At 61.1% G+C, this 12221-nt stretch carries 13 protein-coding genes; 9 read left to right on the top strand and 4 right to left on the bottom strand.

The features are described 5' to 3' along the window. The first annotated feature begins 5 nt into the window (after positions 1–5). On the top strand, positions 6–1862 hold the full coding sequence (locus AC6HU3_RS01540; RefSeq protein WP_497474054.1) for a heavy metal translocating P-type ATPase: 1857 nt from the start codon (positions 6–8) through the stop codon (positions 1860–1862). On the opposite strand, the gene AC6HU3_RS01545 is transcribed toward AC6HU3_RS01540, so the two are convergent. Beyond that, on the bottom strand, positions 1843–2253 hold the full coding sequence (locus tag AC6HU3_RS01545) for a c-type cytochrome (RefSeq protein WP_497474056.1): 411 nt from the start codon (positions 2251–2253) through the stop codon (positions 1843–1845). The two genes, AC6HU3_RS01540 and AC6HU3_RS01545, sit on opposite strands and share 20 nt — an antisense overlap. A gap of 126 nt (positions 2254–2379) precedes the next feature. Continuing rightward, positions 2380–2922 carry a DUF2231 domain-containing protein gene (locus AC6HU3_RS01550; RefSeq protein ID WP_497474057.1) on the bottom strand — a complete coding sequence of 181 codons (543 nt, stop codon included), beginning with the start codon at positions 2920–2922 and terminating at the stop codon, positions 2380–2382. A 75-nt stretch (positions 2923–2997) separates the two neighbouring features. Here AC6HU3_RS01550 and AC6HU3_RS01555 point away from each other — a divergent pair, with 75 nt between their 5' ends. Genes AC6HU3_RS01555 through AC6HU3_RS01590 form a run of 8 tightly spaced genes read left to right on the top strand, consistent with a single transcriptional unit; the run spans position 2998 to position 10266 of the window. After that, the gene (locus AC6HU3_RS01555; protein WP_497474059.1) at positions 2998–3375 is read left to right on the top strand and encodes a thrombospondin type 3 repeat-containing protein; all 378 of its coding nucleotides are present in this window, start codon (positions 2998–3000) and stop codon (positions 3373–3375) included. Continuing rightward, a complete protein-coding gene (locus tag AC6HU3_RS01560; protein WP_497474061.1) occupies positions 3372–5357 on the top strand; it encodes a heme lyase CcmF/NrfE family subunit in 1986 nt (661 codons plus the stop codon). Before AC6HU3_RS01555 ends, AC6HU3_RS01560 begins: the two co-directional genes overlap by 4 nt. Beyond that, the gene (gene ccmI, locus AC6HU3_RS01565; RefSeq protein WP_497474063.1) at positions 5354–5626 is read left to right on the top strand and encodes a c-type cytochrome biogenesis protein CcmI; all 273 of its coding nucleotides are present in this window, start codon (positions 5354–5356) and stop codon (positions 5624–5626) included. Before AC6HU3_RS01560 ends, ccmI begins: the two co-directional genes overlap by 4 nt. Further along, positions 5626–6207, top strand: a complete 582-nt coding sequence (locus tag AC6HU3_RS01570; RefSeq protein WP_497474064.1) for a TlpA family protein disulfide reductase — start codon at positions 5626–5628, stop codon at positions 6205–6207. Before ccmI ends, AC6HU3_RS01570 begins: the two co-directional genes overlap by 1 nt. Further along, positions 6176–7573, top strand: a complete 1398-nt coding sequence (gene mgtE, locus AC6HU3_RS01575) for a magnesium transporter (protein WP_497474066.1) — start codon at positions 6176–6178, stop codon at positions 7571–7573. Before AC6HU3_RS01570 ends, mgtE begins: the two co-directional genes overlap by 32 nt. Continuing rightward, complete coding sequence (dtd, locus tag AC6HU3_RS01580; protein ID WP_497474068.1) at positions 7570–8016, top strand: D-aminoacyl-tRNA deacylase; 447 nt, start codon at positions 7570–7572, stop codon at positions 8014–8016. The genes mgtE and dtd overlap by 4 nt, the downstream gene beginning before the upstream one ends. A 5-nt stretch (positions 8017–8021) precedes the next feature. After that, a complete protein-coding gene (locus tag AC6HU3_RS01585) occupies positions 8022–9122 on the top strand; it encodes an RNA ligase (RefSeq protein ID WP_497474070.1) in 1101 nt (366 codons plus the stop codon). After that, positions 9115–10266: a hypothetical protein gene (locus AC6HU3_RS01590; protein WP_497474071.1), complete on the top strand. Its 1152-nt coding sequence runs from the start codon at positions 9115–9117 to the stop codon at positions 10264–10266. Before AC6HU3_RS01585 ends, AC6HU3_RS01590 begins: the two co-directional genes overlap by 8 nt. Here the strand turns inward: AC6HU3_RS01590 and AC6HU3_RS01595 are convergent. Together AC6HU3_RS01595 and AC6HU3_RS01600 are read right to left on the bottom strand one after the other, a co-directional pair. Further along, positions 10263–11189 (bottom strand): hypothetical protein, encoded by a 927-nt coding sequence (locus AC6HU3_RS01595; protein WP_497474073.1) that lies wholly within the window; start codon positions 11187–11189, stop codon positions 10263–10265. The genes AC6HU3_RS01590 and AC6HU3_RS01595 overlap by 4 nt on opposite strands. A gap of 16 nt (positions 11190–11205) precedes the next feature. Next, a complete protein-coding gene (locus tag AC6HU3_RS01600) occupies positions 11206–12204 on the bottom strand; it encodes an energy transducer TonB (protein ID WP_497474075.1) in 999 nt (332 codons plus the stop codon). Positions 12205–12221: the final 17 nt, after the last annotated feature.

A 12221-nucleotide genomic window follows, 5' to 3' on the forward strand; every position in this document is an offset into this window, starting at 1 on the left:
GAACCATGATGCCCCGGTGGCTTCGCTATCCTCCCATCCGGGACCCGCTCCTGGCCATTCTGCCCGGAGGTCTTGGATGGTGGATGGAACGTGTTTCGATCGGTGTCCCCTGGCTGGCCATTCTCCTGATGGTTCTGGGGACAGTTCTGGCGGCCCGCCACTGGTTGAAGGAAGGTCTCGAAGAACTGGTGGAGGAGCGAGAGGTCTCCATCGAGATCCTGATGCTTGCTGCCATTGTGGCGAGCATGATCATCGGGTTGTGGGAAGAGGCCCTGACCCTCTCCGTGCTCTACGGACTTGCCGAAGGGGTCGAAGAATACGCCTTTGAAAACACCCGGCGGGCCGTTCGGAAATTGCTGGACATGCTCCCCCGAACCGCCCGTGTGATCCGCAACGGCCGGGAGGAGGAGGTTCCGATCGAAAGGATCCGGCCTGGAGACCGGATTCGTCTTCGTCCGGGGGATCGTCTTCCCGTGGACGGCGTGATCGAAGAGGGCGAGACCACCATGGACGAATCCGTGCTCACCGGTGAGTCCATGCCGGTGGCCCGGCGGGCGGGGGATGAGGTGTATGCCGGCACGCTGAACGTGGAAGGGAGCGTGGTGGTGCGGGCAACCACGCCCGCTTCTGACAACACCCTCACCCGGATCATCCACCTGGTGGAGGAGGCTCAGGAAACCCGCACCCGGGCGCAGCATTTTGTGGCACGGTTCGGAAAGGTCTACGCGCCCATTGTGCTTCTCGCGGCCCTGGGAATGATGGCAGGGTCGTTTTTCTTTGGAGAGGGCCTTTTCTATCGGGCGGTGGTGTTCCTGGTGGCCGCCTCTCCCTGCGCCCTGGTGATCTCCATTCCCATCTCCGTGGCTTCAGCCATCGGACGGGCGGGGAGACAGGGCATCCTGATCAAGGGAGGACTTTATCTTGAAGAGATGGCCAAAGCCCGGGTGGTGGCCTTTGACAAAACCGGCACCCTCACCCGGGGCGAGGTGGGGCTTCGAGCGATTCGGGCGTTTGACCGGTCGGAAGAAGAGGTTCTTTCACTGGCGGCCAGCGTGGAACAGCACTCGGAACATCCTCTGGCCCGGGCGGTTATGGACGAAGCACGAAAGCGGGGGGTCAAGATCCACGAAGTGGAAGGATTTCGAGCGATCTTCGGCAAAGGGGTCGAGGGAGAAGTCCATGGAAAACACGTTCAGATCCTTTCCGTGGGAGAGGCAACGCGACGTGGGCTTTCCCTTGACGGAACGGTTCAGGAGCAGATTGACCGGTGGATGGATGAAGGGTATTCTGTCTCGCTGGTGGTGGAAAACGCGCGTGTGATCGGCGCTCTTGCGTTTGAGGATCTTCTCCGGGAAGATGCAGCGGAGGCGGTGAGGGCGCTCAAGCAGCTGGGCCTCAGGGTTGTGATGCTCACCGGAGACCATGAACGGGTGGCCCGGGCGGTGGCTCGAAGGCTGGGACTGGATGAGGTGATGGCGGAACTCAAACCGGAAGACAAGATGGAAGCGGTGGACCGGCTGATGAAGCGATACGCCCATGTCATCATGGTGGGAGACGGCGTGAACGATGCACCGGCCCTGGCCCGGGCGTGCGTGGGTGTGGCCATGGGAGATCGAGGGATTGCAGCGGTACTGGAAACGGCCGATGTGGTGCTGGTGGGAGGGCGGATCCGCAAGGTGGCCGACGCCATCCTCCGGGCACGACGAGCTCAGAAGATCGCCCGTCAGAACGTGGCCTTTTCCATTCTCGTGCTTGTGGTGCTGATTCCCGGTGCCCTGGTTGGGTTGCTCACGGCCATCCAGGCGGTGGTCGCCCACGAGGTTTCCGAACTCCTGGCCACCTTCAACGGTCTGCGGGCTTGACCCCCTGTTTTCCTGTTCCCTCTCCGTTCGGGGAAGAGCGGGCCGGGTCTTCCACAGCGGGAAACCCGGCCCGCATATACAGGATCACCTGCCAGATCTGTTGTTCGGACAGCACGTTTTTCCATGCAGGCATGGATGACCCCCACGCCTGTCCTCCTTCCTGAATCCTCCAGAAGAAATAGCCATCCCCTCCCCCATGCATCCAGATTGTGCGGGCGAGAGGGGTGGGAGAAGGGTTCAGACCGGCAGCCGCAGGTCCATCACCCCACCCGTTGACACCGTGGCAGGATGCACAGTACTGCCGGTACAGTTTTCCTCCTTCCCGGATGTTTTCAGGCGTTGGAGGGAGGGGATTCTGAAGCATCCAGTAGGCGGAGGGAATGCTATGCATCGCCTGCATCCTGACCCGCATCCACCCCTGTGCGCACATTCCTCCCATCATTTGACCCATAAGCATCACCCCGATCCATGAGACCATGTCAACCTCCTGGTTCCTGTGACGTTCCTTATCCTTTGTTTAACCGTGGGCAATGACCCCGCCCACGGCGCCAGTGAAGGTAAGCAGAGCCAAAACCACAAGACTCCAGGGGTGGGCAAGCCGGCGGAAGGGACGAAACCGGAAGAAAAAACCCCAGACAAAAAGGCTCCCCGCCGTGAGGAGCCCCAGCACTTCATGCACCTCCACCCAGTCATGCTTGAAGGATGCCTCAAACGCATCCTCCTGGCCAAGGCCGGTGGCCACGGCGAAAAGAGAACTCGCCGCCGCAAGCCACACGAGCATCTCGCCGGAGGCTTCCAGGGTCGGGAACCGGAGGGCAAGGAACACAAACAGCACCGCCACCATGCCCAGGGCGATGGGGAAATGAACCAGCTTGTTGTGAAGATGGTCAAAGATTCCCTTCTGAAGGGCCTGAAGCAGGCTGGAGGACGATGCTTCCTCGCCGGAAACCGTGAGAACCATATCGGCTGACTGGACCTTTTCTTCGTGATTTTCATGGGACCATACCCGTGCGGGCAGGAGGAAAACAAAACTCACCAGGATGATTTCTGACCAGCGCATGGCTCACCTCCCCGTTCGGGATAGTATACAGCGTCTCCCCCGGAAAGTTCAGGCCACACCTTGTATAATTCGCTTATGTACCGGTGGTTCTGGATGGTTCCCCTGATGACGGTTCTCCCCGGACGGGGTTGGGCTCGACCGGGGTACATGCGGGCCCTGCCCCCGGAAGCCCAGCGCTGTCAGATTTGTCATTTTACCCGCTCAGGGATGGAAGGTCCCAACGCGTTTGGAAAAGAGTGGAAAACCCACGGCTCGGTTCAGGCCATTCTGGACCTGGACAGCGATGGGGATGGGTTCACCAACGGGGAAGAACTCCGGGCGGGAACCCTGCCCGGGGATCCCCGGGACTATCCGAGGGCACGCCGGGGCTTGTCCCCAGCCTGGATCGGGGCCATGGCCCTCCTGCTCCTGGGGGGTGCAGGCTTCTGGATGAAACAAAGGAGGCAGGAATGAGTTTCAGCACGCTTGGAACCGTTTTACTCTGGTTTTCTCTTGGGCTCACGCTGTGGGGCGTGGTGCTGGAGGTGGCCGGGATTCTCCTCAACCGACCCGCCTTCCGCGAATCGGCCATCCGGGGATTTCTCGCGGCATCAGGCATCCTTACGCTTGCAACCATCCTCATGGCCATCGCCCTGGTTCGGGCGGATTATTCCATTGAATACGTGGTTCTTCAGGTCAGCCAGGGCATGGACTGGCCCTTCCGGATTTCCGCCCTCTGGGCGGGAATGGAAGGGTCCATGCTCTTCTGGTCCTGGGTGACCTCCCTTTATCTCGCCGTGCTTCTCTTCGTCACCCGAAAGGAGCGCCATGAGGAATTCCACAGCTGGGCCTACGCCGTGATCGGCGTGGCCCTGGGCTTTTTCATCCTCATCACCACACGGTTTTCCAATCCCTTCGCCCCCTACACGGGAATGCCCGTTTCGGACGGACGGGGCATGAATCCCCTTCTCCTCAACGTGTGGATGCACACCCATCCCGTGTCCCTCTATCTGGGCTACACCGGTTTCGTGGTGCCGTTCGGATATGCCATCGCATCCCTTCTCACCGCGGACGTTCACTCCCGATGGGTCCGGTTCATTCGGATGTGGGTGATGGTTCCCTGGATCTTTCTCACCATCGGCATCCTGTTTGGGGGCCGCTGGGCCTATCTGGAACTGGGATGGGGTGGCTACTGGGCCTGGGATCCTGTGGAGAATGCAAGCCTGATTCCCTGGCTTACGGCCACCGCCCTCCTCCATTCCATCATCGTTCAGGAAAAGCGGAACATGCTCAAAGTCTGGAATGTGTTCCTCGCCGCGCTCACCTTTGTGTTTGCCCTCACGGGGACCTACATCACCCGAAGCGGTGCCCTCACCTCCGTCCACGCCTTTGCCCAGTCGGAACTGGGGCCATGGTTTGCGGGTGCGGTGTGGGCCACCCTCATCTTCACCACCGGCCTGATCCTCCTGCGCAAAGACGCCCTTAAGAGCGATCACCGGCTGGAAACCCTGTTTTCCCGGGAGGGGTTTTTCCTTCTCAATAACTGGGTGTTCCTGGCTCTCGCCCTGACCGTGGCCTGGGGCACGCTGTTCCCCCTGGTCTCCGAGGCTTTCACGGGCCACAAAATCACCGTGGGGGCCCCCTTCTTCAACCGGGTCACCCCCTACCTCTTCTATGCCATGATGTTCCTGATGGTGGCGGCACCCGTGGTCTCCTGGCGGAGAGGGCAGTGGGGTCCCTTCCTGAAAGCCCTGGGGCCTCCCGCCGTCCTTGCTCTGGGGACGGGTGTTCTGTTCTGGGGTGGGGGGTTCCGGGGACCGGGAGTGTTCTCCGGCGTGTTCCTGGCTTCATGGGTTCTGTTCACCACCGTGTACGAAATCCTGCGGGTGGCCCGGGTCCGGATGCGCCGCAGAGGAGAAGATGCGCTTCAGGCCCTCTGGAAGGTGATTTCTCACGATCGGCGGCGGTATGGCGGTTACATCGTGCACATGGGCGTGGCTTTTCTGGCGCTGGGAGTCGTGGGAAGCTATGTGTTCCAGGAACGCCTTGAGCTCGTGATGAAGCCCGGCGACACCGTGACCTTTGCCGATCACACGGTCAGCCTTGAGCGGGTGGAGCCCGGCCGGGAAAGGGACTATTCCTTCCACCGCGCCATCTTCCACGTCCGAAACGCGCGAGCGGAAAAAACGCTGGTGAGTGAATACCGCTTTTATCCCAAGTGGAACATGAACACGTCGGAAGCCGCCATCTGGCCCCAGCTTGCAGGTGATTTTTATGTCGTTTTAAACGGGTTCGTTTTCGAAACGAAGGAGGCCACCACCGTTCTGTTCTGGAATCCCCTGGTGGGGTTTGTGTGGCTCGGTGGACTGGTGATGATCCTGGGCGGGGCGTTTGCGCTCTCTCGGCGGAAGAAGCGGGTGCATCCACGGGTTCAAACCGGAGAAGTGGTGTCATGACGGTCTTTCTCCTGGGAATTCTGGCTTTTGCCGTGGCGCTGTTTGTGCTCTGGCCGCTCGTGATGGGAAGCCGGGCCTACCGTGCCCGGAAATCTCCACAGGAAGAACTTCAGGAGCGGCGAGACGTGCTTCTTCGTGAACTCCGGGATCTGGAAGTGGACCGGGAGGCGGGCAAAATGGATCCTGCCACCTATGAAGAGGTGCGGGCACGCCTGGAGCGTGAACTGGCGGAAGTGCTGGCCCTTCTGGAAATACAGGGGGAACGGTGATGCTCCGGGAGATCTGGAAGTTCCTTGCCGTGCTTCTCGTGATTCTCGGGGTTATGGTGGGATACGGCGTGTGGGAACAGCAACGGGTTCGCCCCCGTTCGGCCATCACCGTGGACGTTCCGGCACCCCCCCTGGTCCTTCAGAAAATCGGCCCGGATGGGACGCTGCTCCCCGAAACCCTCCGTCTTGAAGATTTGCGGGGCTCCTGGGTGGTCCTGAATTTCTGGGCATCCTGGTGTGTGGAGTGCCGCCGGGAAGTGGGTCTTCTCAATGCCTTTCACCGGACCGTCCTGCAGGACAGCCTCCCCATCCGTGTGGTGGGCGTGAATGTGTGGGATACCCCCTCGGGGATTCGCTCCTTTCTCCGCCGGTTTCCCATTGAGTTCCTCAACGGGCGAGACCTTTCTGGAACGGCCGGCGCACGATACGGCCTCACCGGCGTCCCCGAAACCTTCCTGGTGGACCCTGAAGGCGTGATCCGGGACCATGTCCTGGGCGCTGTATCGTCATCCTGGCTGACACAGGTGCGTAACCTCGTGGAGGGTGCGGGTGCTCCAGACCGCCCAGCTTCTCATCCCTGAGATCCGGGAGGCCCTCCAGAGCCGTCGGTTCCGGGAACTGAAGGAAATGCTTTCCCGGATGTGGCCCCATGACGTGGTGGAGGTGCTGGAGGCCCTTTCTCCCCAGGAAGCGGTGATTCTCTTCCGTCTTCTTCCCAAAGACCTTGCCGCCCATGTGTTTTCAGAACTTGATCCTGATCTCCAGGAGCGTCTCCTCCAATCCTTCACCGACCGGGAGGTGCATGAAATCCTGGAGGAACTGGATCCGGACGACCGGACTGAACTTTTTGAGGAGATGCCCGCCGGGGTGGTCCGGCGGCTCCTCAAAACCCTGACACCCGAAGAACGTGCCCAGATTCAGGCCATCCTGCAGTATCCGGAGTCCTCGGCGGGGCGTTTGATGTCCCCTGAGTTCGTGGAAGCCCATGCCCACGAACGGGTGCGGGACGTGATCAAAAAGGTGATCGCAAAAGCCCAGGTGTTTCCGGAAGAAGTCCTCCACGAGGTCTATGTGATCGATCGGGAACGAAGGCTCCTGGGAAGCGTTTCCCTGGTTCGTCTTCTCCGCGCGCCGTGGGATCAGAAGGTGGGAGACCTGGTGGAACGGGAACCGGTGGCCGTTTCTGCGTGGGATGACCAGGAGGTGGCCGCACGGCTCATTCAGAAATACGACCTTCTGGCATTGCCGGTGGTGGATCGGGAGGGGCGCCTGGTGGGCGTGATCACGGTGGACGACGTGCTGGACGTGCTGGAAGAAGAAACCGCGGAAGACTTCCTGCGGTTTGCCGCCGTCGCCGATCCGGAAGACCGTTACTTTTCTTTGTCTCTGTGGGAGCGAATCCAGAAACGCTTGCCCTGGCTTGCAGGCCTGGCACTCCTCGCAAATCTTTCATCCTTTGTTCTTCATCGCTACGAATGGCTCCTTGAACAGATGGTGGTCCTGGCCGTGTTTATCCCCATCCTCAACGGAACGGCCGGAAACACGGGCTCTCAGGCCGCCAGCTTTGTGATTCGGGCCCTGGCCACCGGTGAACTGGAATCCCGTGATTGGGGAGCGATTCTCAGGATCTGGCTGAAAGAACTCGTGGGGGCCTTTTTCGGGCTGTCCCTGCCTCTCGCCGCGGTGGTGGCCCTCTCCACCTGGATCCGGACGGGAGATCTCCTGTTTGTGGCCATCACCGCCTCCACCATGATGGTGGTGGTCCTCCTGGCCAACACCATTGGCTTTTTTCTCCCAATCCTTGCCCGACGACTGGGCCTGGACCCTGCAAGCATCTCGGCGCCTCTCAACGCAACCCTGAACGACGCCCTCACCCTGCTCCTTTATTTCTCCCTGGCCCGCCTGATGCTCAGTCACTTCGGAACCCTGCCGGGAGGTCCGGGATGATCGCGGTCATCCAGCGGGTGAAGGAAGCCTGGGTTCAGGTGGAAGGGCGGGAAATCGCCCGGATCGGACAGGGGCTCCTGGTCCTTGTGGGGTTTGAAAAGGGCGATCCTCCTGAAGCCCTTGAAAAATGTGTGAAGAAAGTGATTTCCCTGCGGGTGTTTGAGGACGAACGGGGGAAGATGAACCTGGGCCTGGATGCGGTGAACGGGGCCATTCTCCTCGTCCCCAACTTCACCCTGGCCGGCGACATCCGGAAAGGACGACGGCCCAGCTGGGACCGGGCTCTCCCACCGGATGAAGCCCGGGAACGGTTCCAGGAACTTGTGGAACGTTTCCGGGAAGCGAGTCCCTATCCTGTCCAGTCAGGCGTCTTTCAGGCCCACATGGAGGTGGGCCTTGTGAACGATGGCCCCGTGACCCTCATCTGGCGGTATCCGGAGTAGGGATCATGCTGTTCTATTCCCGCCTTCTCGAACAGGCCCGTCTGGCCGGTGTGGTGGAGGAGATGGCGGACGGGGACATCCGGTGGCTCCGGTTTCAGGACGACTTCCGGGGGCTGGACCGGGGCACGGTGGTGCTGGGGAGTCGCTTTGTGTTTGCCTACCCCCATATTCCCCGTCTCACCTCCCTGGTGGGGGGCATCCGGCGGTTTATCCACAGGCCCTATGTGGTGGAGGAGAAAATCGACGGCTACAACGTGCGGGTGGTGATGCACGAGGGGAATCTCCTTGCCTTCACCCGGGGAGGATTTCTCTGTCCCTTCACCATGGACCGCCTTCCGGACTTCCTGTCCCCGGAGTTTTTTGAAGACTATCGGGACGCCGTGCTGATCGTGGAGGTGGCGGGTCCGGAGAACCCCTACATCGAGGTTTCTCCTCCCAACATCGAAGAGGACATCCAGATGTTCGCCCTGGATGTGATGGAAGAGGATGCCTTCTGGGATCCTTTGAGGCGGCACGAGGTGATCGAGGCCTATGGCCTTCTCCAGCCCCGGCGGTGGGGGCCTTTCTCCCCCGATGAGCCCCAAAAAGCCCTGGAGGTCCTGCGCCTTCTGGATGCGGAAACGGTGGAGGGGATGGTGCTCAAGGAACCACGGGAAGTGCTGGGCCATCAGGCCTACAAGTATTACACGCCCCGGGCCACCCTCCGGGATCTCGCCGCGGACAGCGATCTCCTGTTTGAACTTCCTCCCGAATTCTTTGTCTCCCGTATCCAGCGGCTGGGCATTGCCCTCGCCGAGCTGGGGGAGGTGCCGAACGATGGGCTGTTCCGGGACCTGGGCGAAAGCCTTCTTTCCGGATTTTTTGAGGTCATCCGCCGGTATCCCCGAAAGCGGTCCGTGACCCACACCCTCACGGTTCGGGTGCACGACGAACGGACGGTGGACAAACTCATGGAGCAGTTTTCCCGCTCCCGGGTGGTTCGGGTGAGGGAAGTGAACCGGCGGGTGGGGGACGATGGGCTTCTGCACGTGACATTTGAAAAAACCTACATGCGGGCCACATCCATCCTGAATGACTGGATGAAAGGGAGCACGGTGATTGAGTGAACTCCGGGAAGGACGGGCGCATTTCCATCTTCCGGAGGACCACCGCCTGTTTTTCAACCCCCGGGGGAAACGCGCGCGGGATCTCGGGGTGCTGGCCCTGCGGGTGATCGCCCGACGTCTGGACGAACCCCTGGTCCTGGCGGATGCCTTCACCGGGATCGGCGCCCGTGTGATCCGCTATGCTCTGGAAGTTCCCGGGCGAATCGCCCACGTGTGGTTGAACGACGGTTCACCGGTGAGCGTGGTGGAGGCCCTCCGCCAGCTGCACCTCAACCAGTTGGACCTTCCCCTGTCCATCCGGGTGCGGGAGGCCATCCGGTTCTTCTGGGAGCTGGCGCAGGAAGAAGCCTATCCCCACTGGATTGACCTGGACACCTTCGGCTCCCCTTCCCCTTTTCTGGATCACGCCTTTCTGGCGGTGCGCCTGCCGGGCTATGTGTATTTCACCTCCACCGATACCCCTCCCCTCTGCGGTCTCCGGGTGCGGGCGGCGGTGCGCAACTACGGCACTTACACCTCACGAAGCGTGGCCTGTCACGAACTGGGACTACGGGTGCTGGTGGGGGAAGCCATCCGGGCCGGAGGGCGCCGGGGCCACCGGATCCGTCCGGTGTTTTCGGTGTATGACGGGTATGCCTTCCGGATCCTGGTCCGGGTGGAACGGGGAAAGGAAGACTTCCCGTATCGTTCCTTCGGTATGGTGGCCGAATGCCCCGTCTGTCACGCCTTCTTTTCTCACACTCTTTCGGAATCCCCGCCCACCCGGTGTCCGTATTGTGGGGGTGAGGAACTTCGCCGGACCGGACCCCTTTGGCTTGGGGCCCTTCATGACCCGGACTTTGTTCAGGCCATGCTGGAGAACCTGGAACCCTGGTTTGAGAAAGAGAAGCAGGTGCGGAAGCTCCGGAAGTGGCTGGGAACCTTGGCCCGGGAGATCCCCTCTCCTCCCTTCTTTTATCCCCTGTCCATTTATACCCGTCACCTCGGGGTGACCATCCCTTCCTCCCGGGATGTGGTGCGGGCACTCCGGGAACAGGGCTATGAGGCAAGCCTCACCCACATCACCGGGCAAGGGGTGAAAACTTCAGCACCTTTTGAGGTCTTTCTTGCAACGGTGAGAGCGGTGGCCCTTCGCGGCTCTTAGCGGGTCCAGATTTCGATCCGGGGAACCCGGAATTCTCCCGGCTGGAAGAAGCGCACCTCCACCTTCCAGGAAGCGGTGGAGAAGGGAATCTGCTCCCGGAAAAAGCCCATGAGATAGTTGGCCTGATCCACCCCAAGGTATTCGGGATCGGCATACACGTAGATCTGGGCACTGGTCCGGGTGTGGGTGAGGAGCACGTTCACCATTTCCTGAAGCGGTCCGCGGAAGGCTTTCGGGAGAGGCACGGCCGTCTTTTCCTGGAACACCACCCGGGAATCCCAGATGGCCACCGTCTCCCCGGTGGGGACCCGGGTCAGGATGGCGGGGACTTTCACGATGCCCACAGGCGTGGTCCGTTCCTTTCCACGAGGGGTGATGCGAGTGACCATAACCGAATAGGCTTCTCCGGGAATGATGGGTGTGCCTCCCTCGGTGATGCCGTCCCACACGATTTTTTCCGGCGGGGCACCGTTTCCTTCAAAGGTTTTCACAGGGTTTCCCAGGGCATCAAACACCTCCACCCGCCAGCGCTTATACCGGGAGCTTTTCTTCAAGTGGGGAAGCTCCAGCACCACCTCCGGCGTGATGGTGGGATCCACCGGGGGTTTGCGAAGGTAAGGCTGGGGAAGGCGGGAAGCCCGAACCACCAGGCTTTCCGCCGGGAGGAAAAATCCAAGCATGAGCTGACGGTTGGAGGCGGTGAGGAAGGAATCCATCACCGATCGGGCCGGAACGGCAAGGATGGAAAGGGGCTTTTCCGCATCCTCAATCCGGAGCTGGGCCTGGGCCTCCACCACCTCCTCTTCGGTCTGTCCGGTCTGAAACGTCTGCGTCGTGTCTTCCTGGGTTTCCTGGGCCGTCTGGCTCTGGAGGACCAGGGGCCAGAGCAGGAGAAGGATCATCCCGAACCTGGTCGCCTTCACGATCTCACGCCTCCTTTCACAGCAGTCGGAACACCACGGTGAGCACGCCCCACTGATCCTCTCTCGTGGAGATCGGGGCGAATTTCCACTGACGGAGGGCCTGAATCACGGCCTGATCCAGATCCGGCCATCCCGAAGACCGGACCACCACGATGTTGGGTCGAACCCTGCCGTCCGGCGATACCCAGAACTTCACCTGAACCACCCCTTCCCGCCCTTCCCGAAGAGCCCGTGCGGGATAGGTGGGCCGGACCCGGCGCAGAATCTTCCGGTTGGCAATCTGACCCGTGACTTCCATGGAGGGCTTCCGGCTTCCCGACGCAGGTTTTTCCAGAATGTTGGAGGGGGGTGGGGGAGGCGCGGGCTTGGCGGGCGTCTGGATTTCCGGGCCGGGGGAAACGGGTTCCAGAGAGATTCCCGGTGTTCCCCCTCCACCTCCGCCGCCTCCCGGAAGACCGGTGCCACCGCCCAGTCCGGAGGAAGCCGAAAGGTCAACCGAGGGTTTGACCTCAGGCTGGGCGAGAATCTCCCGTGTTCCGGAAGCCCCACCCGACTGAATCACCACGTCGGCGCCTTCCAGTCCGGTGGAGAGATCCAGATCCCCCGCGTCCACCTTCACACCCAGATCCACGTTGGCCGAAAGGCCGGACGAAAGATCCAGCTGGGGTTCCGTGGAGGGCTCCAGCGAGGGTTTCATGGAAGGCGAGAGGTCAACTTTCGGGGCGGAGAGTTCCAGCTTGGGTTCGGGAAGGTTGGGCTTCAGGGGAGCGGAAGGAAATTTCTTCTCTCCAGAAGGACCGGGCTGTTCGGTTCTGGCAAGGATCTTTTTGACCTTCGGGTTGCGATAGCGGGCACGGGGGCTTTCCTCCAGGTAGGTCACCTCCCGGAAGGTGATGGTGGGTGCGGTGATGGACGCCCGGGAGGTTTTGAGATAAAAGAGAAGCAAAAGGTGCAGAATCAGGGAAAGCCCCAGGTACAGGCTCCGATTTTCCCACACCCGTGCCACCATCGTCATGGGGATATTCTACGCTC

This window comes from Caldifarcimen microaerophilum (assembly GCF_055387105.1).

What these genes read in the sequence shown, in the direction of transcription:
- AC6HU3_RS01570 (WP_497474064.1), top strand. Translation starts at nt 5,626, where the DNA reads ATGCTCCGGGAGATCTGGAAGTTCCTTGCCGTGCTTCTCGTGATTCTC.
- AC6HU3_RS01555 (WP_497474059.1), top strand. Translation starts at nt 2,998, where the DNA reads ATGTACCGGTGGTTCTGGATGGTTCCCCTGATGACGGTTCTCCCCGGA.
- AC6HU3_RS01600 (WP_497474075.1), bottom strand. Translation starts at nt 12,204, where the DNA reads ATGACGATGGTGGCACGGGTGTGGGAAAATCGGAGCCTGTACCTGGGG.
- AC6HU3_RS01545 (WP_497474056.1), bottom strand. Translation starts at nt 2,253, where the DNA reads ATGCATAGCATTCCCTCCGCCTACTGGATGCTTCAGAATCCCCTCCCT.
- ccmI (WP_497474063.1), top strand. Translation starts at nt 5,354, where the DNA reads ATGACGGTCTTTCTCCTGGGAATTCTGGCTTTTGCCGTGGCGCTGTTT.
- dtd (WP_497474068.1), top strand. Translation starts at nt 7,570, where the DNA reads ATGATCGCGGTCATCCAGCGGGTGAAGGAAGCCTGGGTTCAGGTGGAA.
- AC6HU3_RS01540 (WP_497474054.1), top strand. Translation starts at nt 6, where the DNA reads ATGATGCCCCGGTGGCTTCGCTATCCTCCCATCCGGGACCCGCTCCTG.
- AC6HU3_RS01560 (WP_497474061.1), top strand. Translation starts at nt 3,372, where the DNA reads ATGAGTTTCAGCACGCTTGGAACCGTTTTACTCTGGTTTTCTCTTGGG.
- AC6HU3_RS01550 (WP_497474057.1), bottom strand. Translation starts at nt 2,922, where the DNA reads ATGCGCTGGTCAGAAATCATCCTGGTGAGTTTTGTTTTCCTCCTGCCC.
- AC6HU3_RS01585 (WP_497474070.1), top strand. Translation starts at nt 8,022, where the DNA reads ATGCTGTTCTATTCCCGCCTTCTCGAACAGGCCCGTCTGGCCGGTGTG.